Annotated in this window: 13 protein-coding genes and 1 tRNA gene; all 14 read right to left on the reverse strand. The window is 58.1% G+C overall.

Annotated features, from left to right (window positions below; translation table 11 throughout):
* Position 1: 1 nt before the first annotated feature.
* The 14 genes from Q1W15_RS11810 to Q1W15_RS11875 all read right to left on the reverse strand — a co-directional run bounded on the left by Q1W15_RS11810 (position 2) and on the right by Q1W15_RS11875 (position 16,844).
* Entirely contained in the window at positions 2-2,401 is a 2,400-nt protein-coding gene (locus Q1W15_RS11810; protein ID WP_300728268.1) for an efflux RND transporter permease subunit, read from the reverse strand.
* Positions 2,398-3,381 carry a YCF48-related protein gene (locus Q1W15_RS11815; RefSeq protein WP_300728270.1) on the reverse strand — a complete coding sequence of 328 codons (984 nt, stop codon included), beginning with the start codon at positions 3,379-3,381 and terminating at the stop codon, positions 2,398-2,400. Before Q1W15_RS11815 ends, Q1W15_RS11810 begins: the two co-directional genes overlap by 4 nt.
* Entirely contained in the window at positions 3,374-4,297 is a 924-nt protein-coding gene (locus Q1W15_RS11820) for a hydroxymethylglutaryl-CoA lyase (RefSeq protein WP_300728273.1), read from the reverse strand. The genes Q1W15_RS11815 and Q1W15_RS11820 overlap by 8 nt, the downstream gene beginning before the upstream one ends.
* 3 nt (positions 4,298-4,300) lie before the next feature.
* The gene (locus Q1W15_RS11825; RefSeq protein ID WP_300728276.1) at positions 4,301-5,500 is read right to left on the reverse strand and encodes a CaiB/BaiF CoA-transferase family protein; all 1,200 of its coding nucleotides are present in this window, start codon (positions 5,498-5,500) and stop codon (positions 4,301-4,303) included.
* A 284-nt stretch (positions 5,501-5,784) separates the two neighbouring features.
* Complete coding sequence (locus Q1W15_RS11830) at positions 5,785-7,863, reverse strand: NAD(P)-binding protein (RefSeq protein ID WP_300728279.1); 2,079 nt, start codon at positions 7,861-7,863, stop codon at positions 5,785-5,787.
* Positions 7,864-7,889: 26 nt separating this feature from the next.
* Positions 7,890-10,007, reverse strand: coding sequence for an FAD-dependent oxidoreductase (locus tag Q1W15_RS11835; RefSeq protein WP_300728282.1), 2,118 nt, complete (start codon positions 10,005-10,007; stop codon positions 7,890-7,892).
* Between the two features lie 144 nt (positions 10,008-10,151).
* Entirely contained in the window at positions 10,152-10,541 is a 390-nt protein-coding gene (locus Q1W15_RS11840; RefSeq protein WP_300728284.1) for a nuclear transport factor 2 family protein, read from the reverse strand.
* A 23-nt stretch (positions 10,542-10,564) separates the two neighbouring features.
* A complete protein-coding gene (locus Q1W15_RS11845; RefSeq protein ID WP_300728287.1) occupies positions 10,565-11,314 on the reverse strand; it encodes an aspartate/glutamate racemase family protein in 750 nt (249 codons plus the stop codon).
* 639 nt (positions 11,315-11,953) lie between these two features.
* A tRNA-Ser gene (locus Q1W15_RS11850) sits at positions 11,954-12,044 on the reverse strand.
* 149 nt (positions 12,045-12,193) lie between these two features.
* Positions 12,194-13,063 (reverse strand): SDR family oxidoreductase, encoded by an 870-nt coding sequence (locus tag Q1W15_RS11855; protein ID WP_300728290.1) that lies wholly within the window; start codon positions 13,061-13,063, stop codon positions 12,194-12,196.
* A 15-nt stretch (positions 13,064-13,078) separates the two neighbouring features.
* A complete protein-coding gene (locus Q1W15_RS11860) occupies positions 13,079-14,347 on the reverse strand; it encodes a cytochrome P450 (RefSeq protein ID WP_300728293.1) in 1,269 nt (422 codons plus the stop codon).
* On the reverse strand, positions 14,344-14,577 hold the full coding sequence (locus tag Q1W15_RS11865) for an acyl carrier protein (RefSeq protein WP_300728296.1): 234 nt from the start codon (positions 14,575-14,577) through the stop codon (positions 14,344-14,346). The genes Q1W15_RS11860 and Q1W15_RS11865 overlap by 4 nt, the downstream gene beginning before the upstream one ends.
* Before the next feature lie 27 nt (positions 14,578-14,604).
* Positions 14,605-16,278 carry an AMP-binding protein gene (locus Q1W15_RS11870; RefSeq protein WP_300728299.1) on the reverse strand — a complete coding sequence of 558 codons (1,674 nt, stop codon included), beginning with the start codon at positions 16,276-16,278 and terminating at the stop codon, positions 14,605-14,607.
* Positions 16,278-16,844: a GNAT family protein gene (locus Q1W15_RS11875; protein ID WP_300728302.1), complete on the reverse strand. Its 567-nt coding sequence runs from the start codon at positions 16,842-16,844 to the stop codon at positions 16,278-16,280. Before Q1W15_RS11875 ends, Q1W15_RS11870 begins: the two co-directional genes overlap by 1 nt.
* Between the last annotated feature and the right edge of the window lie 48 nt (positions 16,845-16,892).

The following is a 16,892-nucleotide window of genomic DNA, read 5'->3' on the forward strand; positions in this document are numbered from 1 at the left end:
TTCAATTCCCGATGTGTTCAGGTTGATGGACAGGTTCAGTGCCAGGAGCACTGTTCGAATGGCGGTGTTCAAAGATGAACTGCGGCTTGAACACCAGCGCAAGCGAAGGCATGACGAAGAGCGACGTGAACGCCGAGACCATTAGCCAAAGGCCAATGAGCATTCCCATCTCCGCCTGAAACCGGAGCGAAGAGACCGACCAGAACAGCACGCCAGCGGCCAAGGTGAAGGCTGTTAACAGCACCCCTCGGCCAGCCGAACCGAGCGACTGCAGCACCGCATCAAGCGGCTCGGCGCCTGGGTTCTTCTCCAGGTATTCCTTGATTGAATCGACGATATAGAAGGCGTAATCAACGCCCAGGCCGATGCCCAGGGCGACCACAGGCAACGTGCTGATGCTCATGCCGATGCCCTGCCACGCCATGAAGGCAAAAGTCACCACGTTGGAGATCAGCACCGGGATGATGAAAAAGATCCCGCTGACCGAGGAGCGGTACACCACCAGGCAGCACAAGACCACCACGAGAAACGCCAGGGCGATGGCTTCAATCTGGTCGCCCAACAAAATCTCGTTGACCGCTGCAATGATGCCCAGCACCCCACCGACCAACTTGACCTGCGCCCCTTCCAACGGGTTGTCCTGAATAAACTGGTTGGCGTAATGGGTGGCCTTGCGCAGCGTGTCGCCCTTGTGATCGCGGAAGAACAAGGTGATCGCGCCGTTCTGGAACTTCACGTCGGCGAACTGCGCCAGGTCGTCCGGGTCGGCCCCCTGCATGTAGAAACTGATGAGTTCACCGTTTTCCAGCTGGGTAGCGCCCAGTTCGCGGTAACGCGGGTTGCCTTCGTAGAGGTTGCGGCGAATGTCGACCACGATGTCAGCCATCGACACGCTGCCACCGATCTCCGGTTGGCGCTCCATGTAGCGCGAGAAGCGCTGCATCCAATCCAGCACCTGAGGCATTTTCAGCGCGTCCGGGGCGTCGCCTTCAATCACCACAAACATCTGTTCGGAACCGGGATACAAGCGGTTGATCAGTGCGCTGTCCTGGTTAAACGATGACTTCTGCCACAGGATCGGCGAGCCATCGCTGGCATCGCCCACGCTGAGCCGTGTGGCCTCGAACAGGAAGCCGCCGAGCAGTACCAGGGTGATGGGGGCCACGGCGTAACGTGCGCGGCTTTTCACCACCCAACTGGCCGCACGGATAAAGACCTGCAGCACGCCGTCAAGGTTGATCGGGTGCACGTAGCCCTGCGGGTGCTTGATAAAAGACAGCAGCACCGGCGTGAGCAGCACCGCCGACACCGCGATGGTCATGACCCAGATTGCGCCAATGATCGCCACTTTGTGCATCAGCGGAATGGGCGTCAGAATCACACACAAAATGGCACCCGCATCGGCATACAACCCCAGCATGCCCGGGCGAAATAGTTCGCGCATGGCCTGTTGCGCCGCCTTGCGCGGGTCAATCGATTCGCCCACCGCCAGGTCGTCGAAGCGGGTAATCAACTGCACCGAGTGGGAGAACGCCCGGGCGGTGATGATGAACGCCACCACGATCACCAACGGATCAAAGTTGTAGCCCAGCAGGCTGCCAACGCCGAGTGCCCAAATAGCCGATACCACGCCGGCAATCAGCGGCAACACGGTGCCGCGCCAAGTACGGCTAAAGATAAACAACAGCACCAACATGGCGGCCAACGACAGCAGCGCGATGCTCACGGTTTCGTGCAGGTAGTGCGCCACCCAGCCATACAAAATCGGCTCGCCCACCACGTGCAGGCTGACCTCTTGCTTGATCGGCGACGCCTCAAGAATCGCCTCGATCTGCGGGAAGATTTTCCCGTAGTCGACCAAGTGGTCGTAGAAGTCCACCTGGATCAGCGCTGAGCCCAGGTCACGATCAACGTACAGGCCGTACACCAGCGGGTTATTGAGCACCGCCTGGCGCAACTCAAGCATCTTTTGCTCGTCGGACGGCAGGTCGGGCCACATCATGGGCTGGGTTTCGATGCCCTCGCTGGAGGCGTTGACGCGCTTGAGTTTTTTCGACGCCAGTGAGGTGATTTGCAGCGGATTTACCCCTTCCACCTGCTGCAAGTCATAGGTGATACGGCGGATCTCCTGCAGCACTGGCAGGCGAAAAATATCGCCCTCCTTGGCCTTAACCAAAATGGTTACGCGGTTGCTGGCGGCAAAGCTGTCCTGGTACTTCTGGTGCACCTTCACGTAGGGGTGGTCGTGGGGGACCATGTCGCTAAAGTGAGTGCGAATATCCAGCTGGGTCAGCGCAGCTGCAAAGCCAAGGGTGATGAGGGCGATCACCACGCACACGGCCACACGCTGGCGGATAGCCCACTCGGAAATGCTCGCGGCCAGGTTCATTAAGGGGTTCATCGTACGGACTCCTGCGGCCAGATCTGCAAATCGTTGTCGCGCAACAGCCCAAGCTGCTGGCCGATAACGACCACACCGTGTTCACTGTCGAGCAACCGGCTGTGGTAGCTCTTGTCGAGCCCCGCCGGGGTCCACGCTTGCCAGCCGCTGGCCGGGTTGTCGCTGCGAAACAGCGCGCCGCGGTCGCCCGTCACAACCCAGTGACCGTCATGCACCGCCACGTCGAACAAATGCTCGGTGGTGAAGTGCGGTAACGCTTGCCAGTGATCGCCGCTGTCGCTGCTGAGGTAGACCTCGCCCCGATTGCCCACCGCCATGGCGGTGCTGCCACTGAACACCAGTGCGCGCAGGCTTTCGCTGCCCAGCTCGACAGGGGTCCAGGTCAGCCCTTGATCACGGCTGCGCAGCAGGCGACCAAACTCGGCGGTGATCCACAGGTCGCCGTTGGCACCTGCACGGATGCTGTTAAAGGTGACGTCGGCTTCATCGCCCAACGCTTGCCAGTGCTGTGCATCAGCGTCGCTGCGAAAGAGCGCGCCCATTTCGCCCACGGCCCAGAAATGGCCGTCAATAAAGCTCACGCTTAGCAGCTTGCCGGCCAGTTCCGATACCGGTAGTTGCGCGCTTTGCCAGGCCTGGTCAGACACCCGTGTCCACACGCGTCCCTGGTTGCCCACCACCACCTGACGCCCCTCGGGCGACACGGCAATCGACTGCAAATTGCTGCGCCCGGGCAGCTCTTCACGGTCCCAGCTGTTGCCGGCATCAGCGCTGGACAGCAACGCGCCATTTTGGCCAATCACCCACAGCTGATCGCCCTGTACGGCACCGTCAAAGAACAGGTCGCGACGTTCCAGCAAGGGCTGGTGAAGCGGTACCGACTCAACGCTCGGCTGAATAAACACGGCGGCATACGCCAGCCCGCCAATCACCATCCACGGGGCCAGGCGCGCCAGCCAACTGGCGACGAAACTAACCATTGGTCACCTCCTGGCGCTTGTTACGCTCGCGGTGCAACCAGCGGTAGCTGTGCCCGCCAAGGGTGGCTCCGGTGAGCCGTTGGGCCTGCTCAACAGCGGCCACCAGGCGGTCACTCTCAATGCCGGTGTACAGCCCCATGGAGTGCAGCATCAGCACCAGGTCTTCAGTCGCGAGGTTGCCACTGGCCCCGGGGGAAAACGGGCAACCGCCCAGGCCGCCGATGGAGCTGTCGAACTCACGCACGCCACATTCCAGGGCGGCCAGCACGTTGGCCAGCGCCATGCCGCGCGTGTCGTGGAAGTGGCAGGACAGCGTGTTCGCCGCATCGAGCCCGCCAAGCCGCTCCAGCACGCGTTTCACGCTCTGCGGGTTGGCGGCACCCATGGTGTCGGCCACAATCACTTTGCCCGCACCGGCTTCAACCATACGCAGGGTCAGCGCCTCGACGACGGCGGGCGAGGTCAGCCCTTCGAACGGGCATTCGAAGGCCACGGCCACATAGGCGCGGGCATCGATGCCGTCTTCACGGGCGCGCTGCATAAGTTGCGCACACACGGCCGTGGTCTGTTCCAGGCTCATGTTGATATTGCGCTGGTTCATGGTTTCGGTGGCGGACAACACCACCGCAATAGAGCGTGCGCCCGCAGCAAGGGCCAATTCGTAGCCACGTACGTTAGGAACCAACGCGGAGTAAGTCGCCTCGTTGCGCAACGGCAACCTGCCGAACAATTCGGCGGTTCCGGCCATTTGCGGCACGGCGTTGGGCGACACAAAACTGCCCGCTTCAATGTGGCGTATACCGCTGCTGAGCAACGCTTCAATCAGCTGCAAACGCTCGTCGACAGTCAGGGTTTTGCCCTGGCTTTGCAGGCCGTCGCGCGGACCGACTTCATTGACGATGACAAAATCGCTCATGGTTTAGCCCACCGTCTGCTGGTTTTTCAGCGCGGCGATGCGCGCCGCGTCGTAACCCAGCACCCGCGCCAGTACCGCGTCGGTATGCTGGCCCAGCAGCGGCGGTGCGCTAAAGCTTTCTTCGTCGTCAACGGACAGTTTGATCGGGTTGCCCGGTGCCTCGACACTGCCACCCTCGGGGTGCGCAATGTTCACCACCATGCGCCGGTGGCGCACTTGCGGGTCGGCCAAGGCTTCGCTGAAGCGGTTGACCGGCGCACAGGGCACGCGCACGGCCGATAATTTTTCGACCCAGTAATCAGTGCTCTGGGTGATCAGGATTTCTTTGAGGGTGCCGTCAATCAGCGCCTGGTCGGCCAAGCGCCCGGCTTGCGTTTTGTACTTCTCATCGCGCAATACCGGCACGTCGATCACGCTCACCAGGTTGTCCCAGAAGCTGTCGAAGATCACCGCGATAATGACGAAGCCATCGGCGGTGCGGTACGTGTTGTAAGGCACATGAACGAAATGGCCATTGCCCAGCGGCTCAGGGTTCTCGCCACTGAGGAAGTACATGGTGGCCATGTAATTGAGCATGCTGATCTGGCAGTCGAGCATGCTGATGTCCACGTGCTGGCCGTGGCCTTTGCTGTGCCGCGCTTGCAACGCGGCGAGAAGGCCCATCACCGCAAACATGCCACCGCCCAAGTCGCCGATGGGAATGCCGGCACGGGTGGGCGTCTGGGCGTTATCGCCGGTAATCGACATACCGCCGCCAATGCCCTGCACGACTTGGTCAAACGCGGGGCGCAAATAATTGGGGCCGTCTTGACCAAAGCCTGAGACCGAACAGGTGATGATCAGCGGGTTAATCGTGCGCAGGTGGGCGTAGTCGATCTTGAGTTTTTGCGTCACGCCAGCACTGAAGTTATCCAGCACCACGTCGGCCTTGCGCACCAGGTCGTAGAACACTTGCAGGCCGGCTTCGCTTTTGAGGTCGATGCACACGCTTTGCTTGTTGCGGTTGAGCGTGAGGAAGTAGGCCCCCATGCCGTTGAGCGAATGCCGTGGGTCTTTGGCCAACAATGCGCGAGTGCCTTCACCCGCAAGTGGTTCGACCTTGATCGTGTCCGCACCCAGGTCGGCGAGGATCATTCCGGCGTAGGGGCCGGACAGCATGTGAGTCAGATCGAGGACCCGAATTCCCTCTAGCGGTTTGCTCATTGTTATTCTCTTTTTACGTGTTTGAAATATCCGCAAAAGAGGTATTGCAAGCCGCTTGCCAACTCTTAAAATAATTTTATGTCTTTGTTTTTATTGTATTTTTTATAGAAAACTGAACAGTATTGCCAGGCTGCAACCTGGCCCCTATTGCAGGGTGAAATTATTTTTCCAAATTGAATGACCCGGTTAAATCCCGGCGTCAGCACTCGCACGCCCAGGCCAAATTTCAGGCAAAAAAAAGCCGGTCACACAACGGTGCCGGCAAAGGAGCAGCTCACGATGAATCAGATAAAACGGGCCGTTTCAATGGGGCCATCAAACTGCTCAATGGCACCGGGTTCGATGTAGCGTTTCCAGTTGTCGAATATCTCGCGCCCGGCAAGAAAGCCCTCGAAAATCGCGTGATCGGTTTTACGCGGCACCACGCAATCGCCCACACGATGAACATTCGCCAACTCGCCTTTAAGCGCGTGGTACAGGCCGTCCACCGGCAGGTGCCGAACCGCCAACACGATGCTGTCAAAACCCTCCAGGGTTTCCACGTCGGCGCTGTACAGATTGAACAGGTCCACCGCCGACCCGCGCACTTCACTCACCCATGCATTGAGCGTGTAGGTGAGGCCACGGCTGAACAAATTGGCGTACACCAGGGGTTGGTCGAGGGTGGTGCCCAACCGGTGGAACAGCGCATTCCACCGCGTGACCACATGCACCTCATGGCCGCTCTCCATCAGCAACTCGGCGATGCCGGCGGAATAGCGGTTACCCTCCTCGTCCAGCACGAGCACGCGCTTGCCAACCCGCTCGGGATGCGCCAGCACGTCCAGGGCGGTCAATACGTGGTCAGCGTCCAGCCCCGGTACCCGGTCGACCAAGGGGTTGATGTCGGAGTAGCCGCTGCGATCCGGCAAAGAGCCCGTGGCCACAATCACGCCGTCGGGCTGCAGCGCCTTGATCAGCTCGACACTGGCCTCGCAATTGAGCCGTACCTGCACGCCCGCCTTGGCCATGTGCACCTTGAGGTCTTCGGTAATCCAGGCGAAGGAATCCCGACGCGGCAGGCGCACGATATGGTTGACTTGCCCACCCAGCTCGGCCCCCTTTTCCAGCAGCGTCACGCGATGGCCGCGCTGGGCCAGCCCCTCGGCGGCTTTCATGCCGCCGGGGCCGCCGCCCACCACGACCCAATGCTTGGCAACGGGAGCCAGTTCCAGGGTTTGCGGGCCAAAGACTTCTTCACGGCCGGTCGCCGGGTTGATCTGGCAGGTCATTGAGGTGCCGTGAAACAAGCGGGACACGCAGCCCTGGTTGCAGCGCAGGCAGTGGTAAATCTCGTCCTCGCGCCCTTCAGCCGTTTTACGCGCGAACTCCGGGTCGGCAATTTGCGCACGGGTCATGGCCACCATGTCGGCGTCGCCACGGGCAAGAATCGCCTCGGCTTCACCGGCACTGCCAATGCCCGACACGCAAAATACCGGCAGCTTCACGGCGCGTTTGAGCCGTGCAACCGGGTCTACGAGCCAGCCGTTCGGCACATCGTAGGGCGGCATGATGTAGGTGGCGGATTGGTACACCCCGGCGGTGGCCATGATGTAATCGATGTTGCCCGTCGCTTCAACCGTCTGCGCCACCTTTATCCAGTCAGCGATTTCCATGCCGCCGGGCACCATTTCGTCCATCGACAAACGAATGCCGACCACAAACTGCGGGCCGACTTTATCGCGCACCGCCTGGATCACTTCCAGCGGAAACCGCATGCGGTTTTCGAAACTGCCGCCGTATTCGTCGTCACGTTTGTTAAACAACGGCGAGATGAATTGGTGCAGCAAATAGCTGTGAGCCAGGTGCACTTCCACCCCATCAAACCCGGCCAGCCGCGAGTATTCGGCGGAGCGCACCCAGCCTTCGACGATCTCGTCCATGTCCGACCGTTCCATGGCCTTGGCCATTTCACCGAACACCGGCGACTTGATGTTGGACGACGACCAGAGCACCCGGTAGTCATCCATCGCGTGGGTTTCGCCCATCACGCCAAAGTGGTTGAGTTGCGCGAAGATATGCGCGCCAAAGCCATGCACAGCCTCGGTCAAGGCCGTGTCGCGCTCGACCATTTCCTCACGATAGCCATAGGGGTAGCCCCGGCAAAACGTATTCGAGGTGGGGTGGATCAGCCGGTTGCCGGTCACCATCAGGCCAATGCCGCCCTTGGCCCGTGCCGCGTGGTAAAAAATGTCGCGGTTATTGGTCAGCCCATCGGGCGAGTTGAAGGCCATGGCATGGGCCGATTGCATGATGCGGTTACGCAGGGTCAGCCCGCGCAGTTGCAACGGTTGAAACAGGTGCGGATAACGTTCAACAGTCATTGCTTTTCTCCCCGGCAGACAACCGGTTAAACACCGGGTGCGCCCATGGTGCTGCGCCAGTCGGCACCGAAGCCTTCCAGCTCACCTTGTTCGATAAACCGCGCGGGGTCGTCCAGCAACTCGCGGCCCGCCAACATTCCCTCGTAGATCGTGTCCTGCAGGGGTCTGGGCAAGCGCGCATCGCCAATGCACTGCAGGTTGCTCACCCGGCCTTGCAACGCGCGGTACAACGCATCGTGCGAACTATGCCCGGCGGCGATCACAAAGCTGTCCGCTTCCAGGCACTCGCCGTCCTGGTCGGTAAACAGGTTGAGCAACTGCGCCTGCTGGCCATTGATATGGCGCACCCAGCTGTTGAGGGTGTAGGTGAGCCCCTTGCGGAACACATGCTGGTAATTCACCGGTAAATCCAGCGTCAGCGCGAGGTTGGGTGACAGCGAAATAAAGCGGCTGACGACGTGCACCTGATGGCCACGGTCGAGCAGGAACTCGGCCGTGCCCAGCGCATACCGACCGCCGTCTTCGTCGAACAGCACTACGCGTTTGCCGATCTGCGACGGGTCTTCCAACACGTCAACCACGCTGTACACGTTGTGCTGCTCGGTACCGGGTACGCGGTCCACGGCGGGTCGGGTCGAGGTAAAGGCGGTTTTCAACGGTGTTGAGCCGGTGGCCAGAATGACCCCGTCGGCAGCAAAGGCAACCACATCATCGGCGCTCATCGCGCAATTCAGGCGGATCTCGACGCCGGCTTTGCGCAGTTGCCGCTCCAGGTCACGGGGAATAAAGCCGAACTTCTGCCGACGCGGCAGAAGCGCCGCCAGGTTCAGCTGGCCGCCCAAGCGGTCGCCCTTCTCCACGAGTGTCACCTGATGACCGCGCTCGCGCAGGGTCAACGCCGCCTTCATCCCGGCCGGCCCGCCGCCCACCACCAGCCAACGCGCGGGCGTGTGCGCCGGTTGCAGCGTGTGCAAACCAAACCGTTGCTCACGGCCGGCTGCGGGGTTCACCACGCAGGAAATCGCATTGCCTGCCATCAACCGCGCAATGCACGCCTGGTTGCAGCGAATGCAGTGGTTGATTTCGTCTTCGCGGCCGTCACGCAGCTTGTTGCAAAACTCAGGGTCGGCGATTTGGCTGCGGGTCATGGCCACCATGTCGGTCGCGCCGCTGGCGATCAACGACTCCGCTTTGGCCGGGTCGACAATATGGCCCACGATAAAAACCGGAATGTCGCTGATTTTGCGCAGCGCCGCACGCAAGCGTGCGCCGTCCTCCACCAGCCAGTTTTCCGGGTAATCGCCCGGCGGAATCTGGTCCGCGTGGGCGGCGTAAGTACCGGCGGTGGCGCTGACGTAATCGATCAGCCCGGTTTCGACCAGTTGGGTGGTCATTTGGATAGCGGTGTCGGCGTGCATCCCGTCAACGGTGCATTCGTCCAGCGACACCCGAATACCGATCACAAAATCCGGCCCTACGGCCTCGCGCACGCGCTGCATCGTTTCAATGGGAAAACGCACGATATTGTCCAGGCTACCGCCGTACTCATCGGTACGTTTGTTGTACACAAACGACAGGAATTGCTGGTGCAGGTAGCCGTGGGAGTAATGCATCTCCACGCCATCAAACCCGGCGACTTTGGACTTCAACGCCGTGTCGGCAAAGGCCTGCGACACCTCGTCCATTTGCGTCTTGGTCATTTCCTTGGCCCACTCGTTGTAGGCGGGCGACTTCATGGTCGACGGCCCCCACAGCACGCGGTAGTCGTCCAGCGCACCACTGCGCCCTTGGGGGCCGAAGTGAATCAACTGAGCAATGATCCGTCCGCCAAACGCGTGCACCGCGCTCACCATCTCGGCATCGCGCTCGACCATTTCTTCACGGTTGCCACGGGCCAGCGAGCGGTTGGGCCCTGTGGAGTTGGGGTGAACGTGGCGGGCACCGGTCACAATCAAACCGATACCGCCCTTGGCACGCTCGGCCTGGTAGTGAATGTCACGGTCGTTGGTCAGCCCTTCGGCCGAAGCAAAGCCCTTGGCATGGGCCGTTTGCATCAACCGGTTGCGTACGGTGATGTTGCCGATTTTCAGGGGCGTAAAAATCGAGGGGTAGCACAGCTCCCCCGGTGTCTTTGGCTGGGTCATGTCGCTCATCCATTATTGTTGTTCTGGTGAGTTCCCCGCCCTTGCGGGGCGGGCTTGTGCACGCTGCACACCGTGAGAACCGGCGTGAGGTACAGCACACCGGGCAGCATCACGGCCATGCGCCCGGGTACACAGGTGGCGCGGTTAGCGCAGCACGTTCTCGCCACTCATAAACACAAACACGCGGCGGAACTTGCCGTCTTCGACGTACCAGAAGTTGCAGTTACGCAGGCGGGTTTCGTTGCCTTGAGGGTCCTTCAGCAGCACGTTGAAACGCGAGCAGATCGTCTGTTTTTCAACGTCGATGGCGAGTTCAAAATCGCCGTGCCAGATGTATTCAAAGTTGTTGAACAAGTTGTCGAACATCTTGCGCACGCCGGTATGGCCGTCGTGCGTGAGGTTGTCGGTTTGGATGGTGAATTGCACGTTCTCGTGGCAGCAGTCCAAGACCGCCTGCATGTTTTTATTGTCCACGTTACCAAAGTACTGTTCGGTGGCCAGATCACTCAGTTGCTCACGGGTAAGACGGCTCATGGGGCAGGCTCTCCTTATTGATATTATTGACCAGCAAAGCCGTGGTAGGCGGCGTCGTTGAGGTGTTGCGGAGCGGGGTACGCCTTGCGGCTCTGCTTGAGCCCCAGGGTCAGGAACAGTTCACAGAGCTTGTACGACACCAGGCCAGGGTTGATCACCGGAATCGGCAGGCGCTCGGCCAGGTAGGCATGGGACTGGTGCATGGTGGTGGAACCGAGCACGATGACATCGGCACCGTCCTCATCCATTGCCCGCCGCGCTTCGGCCTCAAGCTTGGCAAACACCACCTCTTCCTTGCCCTCCAGCAACTCTTTGAGGTCAGGGCGAGTCTTGATCGAACGCAGCGACGCCACGCGTGGCCACAGGTGGTGCTCAGTCAGGTTTTTTTCGTAAAGAGGAAACCACTCATCCCACATGGTGATGACACTGAATTTCTTGCCAAGCATGCAGGCCATATGAAACGACGCAATGCCCGGTGCGATCACGGGAATGTCCAGGCGCGAACGCAGCGCGGCCAGGCCTGAATCGCTGACCGTGTCGATGCACACGGCGCTGTACCCTTCCTCCTGAGCCCGCAGGCCCGCCTGCACAACGGAGAAATCCATCAGTAGCACGTCGTAAGCGCTATCGGCGAGCGATGCGCCCTTGGCAACCGGCACAAACTCGGGGGAAAAACCGGGAAGAATGACACTGGCCGGCAACTGCGCCGCACGGTTGTCGGCACCGGCCTGATCCATGGGAATCGGAATAATGATCTTGATGCGGTGGTTCATGCGTAACCCCCAGAGAAAGTGTTCGTCATCAAAAACGAACGTTGTTGTTTCCTCCTTCATAGCAAGACCGATGCCACAACACGAAAAAAATATAAGACGCTGATTAACATGATGTTTTAACGATAACAAACGGCAGCGATAACGGGCTGGCGTTCAATTTGAAACGAATTTCAGCAACCTGAAACCTCACGATCGGTGTTGTAACCGACCGGTTTCGTACGCCTACAGCGGCTTGCTGATGAGCATTAAAAGCAGCTCGCGCTCGATCTGTTCAATGCTGGGCAGGCTGGTTTGCAGCTCTGCCGGCAGGGACTCCACCCATTGGTATTCGGCCACTACCTTGTTCTTACTTTTGCACAGCAACAGGCCGATGGCGGGACCGTCCTGTGACGAGCGTCGCTTCTAGTGTGTACAGCAGAGGGATCAACGGGATTTTGCCGAATACCTGAGCTGCCAGCCGCCCAGATTGAGGTACTTGTTCGACAATGTTCCTATCACACGAATTTTCCAGCCGCCTGACCCCCAAGTTGATTGGAAAGTGGCAACTGGAAAAAATGGGGGATGAGCAGTAGAAATGAATAGTGGAATCGAAAACCAAAAAGCCCCGTAATTCATTGAATTACAGGGCTTTTCAAATAATGGCGGAGAAGGGGGGATTCGAACCCCCGACACCCTTTTGAGGTGTACTCCCTTAGCAGGGGAGCGCCTTCGGCCACTCGGCCACCTCTCCGCGAAACGCCGCGTATGATAACCAGCCTTGCGTCAGTTGCCCATAAAAATGTGAAACCCGAAATGCACCTTGTCGGTCACGGCAGGAGCGGTGAGTTTGAGGTATGCCGTGAAGAACGACGGCGGTGTCTCAAGCCCAAGGTTTGGCCTTCAGGTGAGTACACTGGCAGGCGGGTGTTGAGGTTTGGCTGGGGGTGCGCTGTCCGTTTGACCCGCACTGTGCGCTTGGGCGTTTAATTCCTGTAAGCGTTGGTTCAGCGCGCGGTGGATATTTTTGTAAGCGTCGCTGCCCAAGATCAATCTGAGGGGCGGTTGTGGGTTATCGGCGCATTGAATAATGGCCGTGGCCATATTTTCAACACTGCCCGGGCTTGGGAACTTACCCATCGCCAGCAACCGCCTATAGTTACCCACTGTGCTGCCCTGATAAGCGGGAATCAGTTGGCGAGGCGTAACGATGTTCTCGTCAAACCGCGTTGAGACTCGCCCTGGGACAACCAAGGTGACTTCAATACCCAAACATTGCACTTCCTTGCGCAGACCTTCGCAAAAGCCCTCAATGCCCCATTTGCTTGCCTGGTACAAGGCAAGGGCCGGAAAGCTCATTTCGCCACATTCGCTCGACAGTTGCATTAAGTGGCCATGGCCTTGCTTGCGCAAAAAGGGTAAGCACGCTTGAAGCAGCAAAATAGAACCCAGCAAATTCGTGCGCAGTTGGGCTTCAATTTGGTTGCGGTCGAGTTCTTCCACCGCCCCAAACAAACCGTAGCCGGCGCTGCTAAGCACGACATCAATGTGATCGCCCCCTGCAAAGGCTTGCTCGATCACGCGGCTAATAGCGTCGGCGTCATCCAGGTCCAAGTGGATGCAGTGCAACTGGGCACCGTACTGCTGTTGCAACGCTTCCAGGCGATCAAGACGCCGTGCGCAGGCGATCACCCGATCGCCACGGGCCAGTGCCTGCGCGCACGTTGCATAACCGATACCACTGCTGGCACCGGTGATTAACCAAGTTTTCATATTCAGGTTCCAGAGTTAGTGGCGCAGGCTGACGTGCACGGGTTGACCACCGTCGCGCAGCATCAGCGTCTTCCAATAAAAGCTCGGCGTTTGATCGTGATTAAGGCTGAACTCGGCTTTGTGCAAGAACACCGCGATAAACGTCGCCAGCTCTATCAGGGCGAACTTTTTGCCACCGCACACCCGAGGGCCGAAGATAAACCCCACATTGGCACCGGAACTGGCGTTGTTACGATAGCGCTCAAGATGCGGTCTCCACGGATCAGGATGGTTCTGGGCATCATGCTGGATACCCACGATTGATATTGAAACATTGGCCCCGGGCTCGATCTTGTGCTCACCCACCTCATCCTGACCATAAGCCAGGCGTGTGACGATGGGCGTGGGTGGGTACAGGCGAAGGGTTTCCGATACAAAGGCTTCGAGCAGTTCAACTTGGCTCAGTTGCTTCCAGCTAATGTCAGGCGATGCCCAAAACGGGGCGAGCGCCTCACGCAACTGCTGTTGTAAATCGGGGTAGCGCGCCAGTAAATAACACGCCCAGCCTACGGCTGCCGCCGTTGTATCGGCACCAATGGTGAAAAACGTCAGCAGCTCATGCTCTAACTGGATGTTATTGGCGGGGTCTTGATCGGCGGCTAACAGGCTGTCCAGCATCGGTGACGGGGGCAATGTGTTGTCACGAAAGCGCCGAAAATCTTCGAAAATTTGCCGACGCAAAGTGGGTAGCAAACTCAGCCGCTGGTGGTTAAGAAGGTTGCCCGCCGTGGGCACAAACACATACTCGGAGACAAAATCCATGATGTTGGCCAGGTGGTCTAAATCGACACCGGTCTCGCTCAGAGGGACGTCGAAGAAGTTTTCTACCAGCACTGACAATACCAAGCGCCGTAATTTTGATTCGCTTAAATGCTCAACACCGCTGGCGCTGTCATCAGCCAACTCACGTACCGTGGTTTGAGCCTGTTGCAAGGCCAGCGTAAAAGTCTGTTCCCGGTCAAACTTGGCCAAATAGCGCTGTGTGAGCTCGCGGCGAATTTCCCACGCGTGGCCGTCTTCACTGAAACGTGAAGGGCCGAGCATATGGCGAAACCAATGCATGTTTTTTTGGTAGTTGGCCGCATTTAAGCGCAACACCTGGTCGGCTTCCTGCAAGCGCTGCACTAACAACATTGGGCTGCCTTTGATATCGACCCACAGGTTTTCACCATTATGTTCACGGGCTAATTCGTACAGCCAGTTGGCGACCTCATGGTAAGCACCCTCAAAGTGAGGGGTGCTCATCGTGAACCGCTTTCAAGAATATTCGCCAGGTCGCGCACGGTACGCATTTCAAGCAGTTCCATGGGGTCGACTTCAGCTTTCAGGAACTCCTCGATTTCGACCACAATCAGCGCGAAATTAATGCTGTCGATCTCATGTGCCGCGTTTATGTCGGCGTCATCATCGATCTTTTCGATGGGCACGAATAAACTGCCGGATAAGATTTTTTTCGCTTCAAACATATAGTCCATGGCATTCCATTCCAATAATTCATAAATTCAGCTGACTGTATATTCGCCACGCAGATAAGCGTCGCGCGCTTTAAGACGCGACAGTTTCCCTGAACTGGTCAGCGGCAAACTACGTGGAGACAGCAGATGCAGTTTTGCATTTATACCGAAATGCTGGCTGAGCGTACTGCTCAACTGGCCAAGTAAGGTTTGGCTGCGCTGTAGGTCGTGGTGCAGACGCGATTGAATCAGTACAACCAAGTGTTCTTCATCATCCTGAACGATGGCAAAGGCTGCTACATCACCAGGCGTTAACGGTTCCACTCGCTCCAGAGCCCATTCAATGTCCTGGGGCCACACATTACGCCCGCGTAGTTGAATCAATTCTTTGCTGCGACCACTGATGACCAACTGGTCCTGGTGCCAGTAACCCAAGTCGCCAGTGTCCATAAAACCGTGTTCATCGAATACTGAACGGTCTAGCTGAGCACCGTGTAGATACCCCTGCATGAGGCTGCTGCTGCGTAGCCAGATATGACCAATTTGACCGTGAGATAGCGCGTGCCCCTGATTGTTCAAGATGCGTATTTCGCTGCCTGGCAACGGTCTCCCGCAGCACATGAGTACCCTGCCAGACGGTTGCCCTGAGGGGTCATGACTGAGTTCAAGCCCTTGGCCCGGCTGGCCGATGCATACCGCCAAACAGTTTTCCGCCAGGCCATAACTCGGTAGCCATGCATGGCGTTGAAAGCCATGTTTCTCCAGACCTTTACTGCATTCCTCAAGCACGCTGGGGCGAATCAACTCCCCCCCAATACCGGCAATGCGCACATTCGAGAGGTCCAGTTCGGCGGCATCTTTAAGCCTGTGCAGTGCCAGCCGGTAAGCGAACGCTGGGGCATACGTGATGCTGCTGCGGTTGTCCGACATCAGTTGCAGCCACAGGCTCGGGCGTTTGGCAAAACTGATCGGGCTTAGGTAATCGACGCTGCATTGAGCACTCAGCGCCGCCAGGAAAAAACCTACCAGGCCCATATCGTGGTACATCGGCAGCCAAGAGAATGCACGATCAGCGCTGTGCAGGTTCATGCCGTCATGAAGAATCGCATCGATGTTGTCACACACCGCCCTTTGGCTAATGAGCACGCCTTTAGGGTCCGACGTTGAGCCGGATGAGAACTGAACATAGGCGCTTTCATCAGGCGATAAAAACAACGACTCAACCTCGAGCGCCAAGTCATTTAGCTGTGATTCACCAAGCACCTGCAGGCCTTCGGTTAATTGGGTATCAACCAGCCACTCGGCTAACGAATCGGGGGCAATTAATAGCTGTGCACCGCAGGCACTGAGCATGTGCCGCAGTTGCTCTGCATAGGCCAACTTACCCCCAGGATGGGTGTTGTAAGGCAATACGCACGGCACCAGACCCGAGTATTGGCAGGCAAAAAACAAACTGAAGAATGCGCCGCTGGTTTCACCTATTAGCGCGACATAACTGCCACGAGGCAGCTTTAAGCTATTGAGGTGGCGTGCACTCAGCGTGGCCTGCGTGCGCAAGGTTGTAAAACTCAGGCATAACTGTAACTGGCCCAGGCTTGAGTAGATATTAAGCCCCGTTTCTCCTTGAGCGGCGTAGTCCAGTGCCGCGGACAAACTGCTGAAGCCGCCGATGCGCGCAGCCAGTTGTCGGTTGCGGGTAGGTGTTGGCCGCAGCGCCTCCATTAGGGGGCCTTGTGCGAGGCGAAAATTAAAACATCCAAGCGCTTACCATCGGGCCCCAGGCATTCACGGCTTAACTTTGCTTCGAATTTAAAGCGCAGATTGCTTCGGAAGTTAAACAGCATGCCCAAGTTACGAGCAAGGACACGCGCGGTGATCTTTTCGACGCCGCGGTACAGGTAAAAGTGGTCCAACAAGGCATCAATGGTTGCCCACAGTACACCTTTGCCTTGATAGTCTTTTTCACCCAGGCCTGTGGTGATGTTACCGGCACGGTGGACATGATTAATATCAAGGGTGTAGAAGCCGATTAACAAGCCATTGCCAGGGTCGAATATACCAATCATAAAACTGTTGACGTTATCGAAGCGGGTAACAAATGCTTTAAGTTGTTCCAGGTTGAGGTTCAGCGAAGCGAGGTTCAATCCCCTGAGCATTTCTGAATTATTCAACCACTCAACAAAACGTGGTGTGACATCCTGCGCCGTCAGGCTGCGCAGCAGGTAGCCATTGGTTTCTATGTGCACCGGTGCACCCTGGGACGCGAGGGGACGTACAGGTTCGGCCACGAGCTGCTCCTTCTTATAATTAACTAAAGGCGTAGTTTCAGCGCCGAT

This window comes from Pseudomonas sp., from assembly GCF_030150285.1.
Lineage (GTDB): Bacteria > Pseudomonadota > Gammaproteobacteria > Pseudomonadales > Pseudomonadaceae > Aquipseudomonas.

Excerpts from the sequence above, each read along its gene's own strand:
- Q1W15_RS11810 (WP_300728268.1), bottom strand. The coding sequence starts at position 2,401 with ATGAACCCCTTAATGAACCTGGCCGCGAGCATTTCCGAGTGGGCTATC.
- Q1W15_RS11815 (WP_300728270.1), bottom strand. The coding sequence starts at position 3,381 with ATGGTTAGTTTCGTCGCCAGTTGGCTGGCGCGCCTGGCCCCGTGGATG.
- Q1W15_RS11820 (WP_300728273.1), bottom strand. The coding sequence starts at position 4,297 with ATGAGCGATTTTGTCATCGTCAATGAAGTCGGTCCGCGCGACGGCCTG.
- Q1W15_RS11825 (WP_300728276.1), bottom strand. The coding sequence starts at position 5,500 with ATGAGCAAACCGCTAGAGGGAATTCGGGTCCTCGATCTGACTCACATG.
- Q1W15_RS11830 (WP_300728279.1), bottom strand. The coding sequence starts at position 7,863 with ATGACTGTTGAACGTTATCCGCACCTGTTTCAACCGTTGCAACTGCGC.
- Q1W15_RS11835 (WP_300728282.1), bottom strand. The coding sequence starts at position 10,007 with ATGACCCAGCCAAAGACACCGGGGGAGCTGTGCTACCCCTCGATTTTT.
- Q1W15_RS11840 (WP_300728284.1), bottom strand. The coding sequence starts at position 10,541 with ATGAGCCGTCTTACCCGTGAGCAACTGAGTGATCTGGCCACCGAACAG.
- Q1W15_RS11845 (WP_300728287.1), bottom strand. The coding sequence starts at position 11,314 with ATGAACCACCGCATCAAGATCATTATTCCGATTCCCATGGATCAGGCC.
- Q1W15_RS11855 (WP_300728290.1), bottom strand. The coding sequence starts at position 13,063 with ATGAAAACTTGGTTAATCACCGGTGCCAGCAGTGGTATCGGTTATGCA.
- Q1W15_RS11860 (WP_300728293.1), bottom strand. The coding sequence starts at position 14,347 with ATGAGCACCCCTCACTTTGAGGGTGCTTACCATGAGGTCGCCAACTGG.
- Q1W15_RS11865 (WP_300728296.1), bottom strand. The coding sequence starts at position 14,577 with ATGGACTATATGTTTGAAGCGAAAAAAATCTTATCCGGCAGTTTATTC.
- Q1W15_RS11870 (WP_300728299.1), bottom strand. The coding sequence starts at position 16,278 with ATGGAGGCGCTGCGGCCAACACCTACCCGCAACCGACAACTGGCTGCG.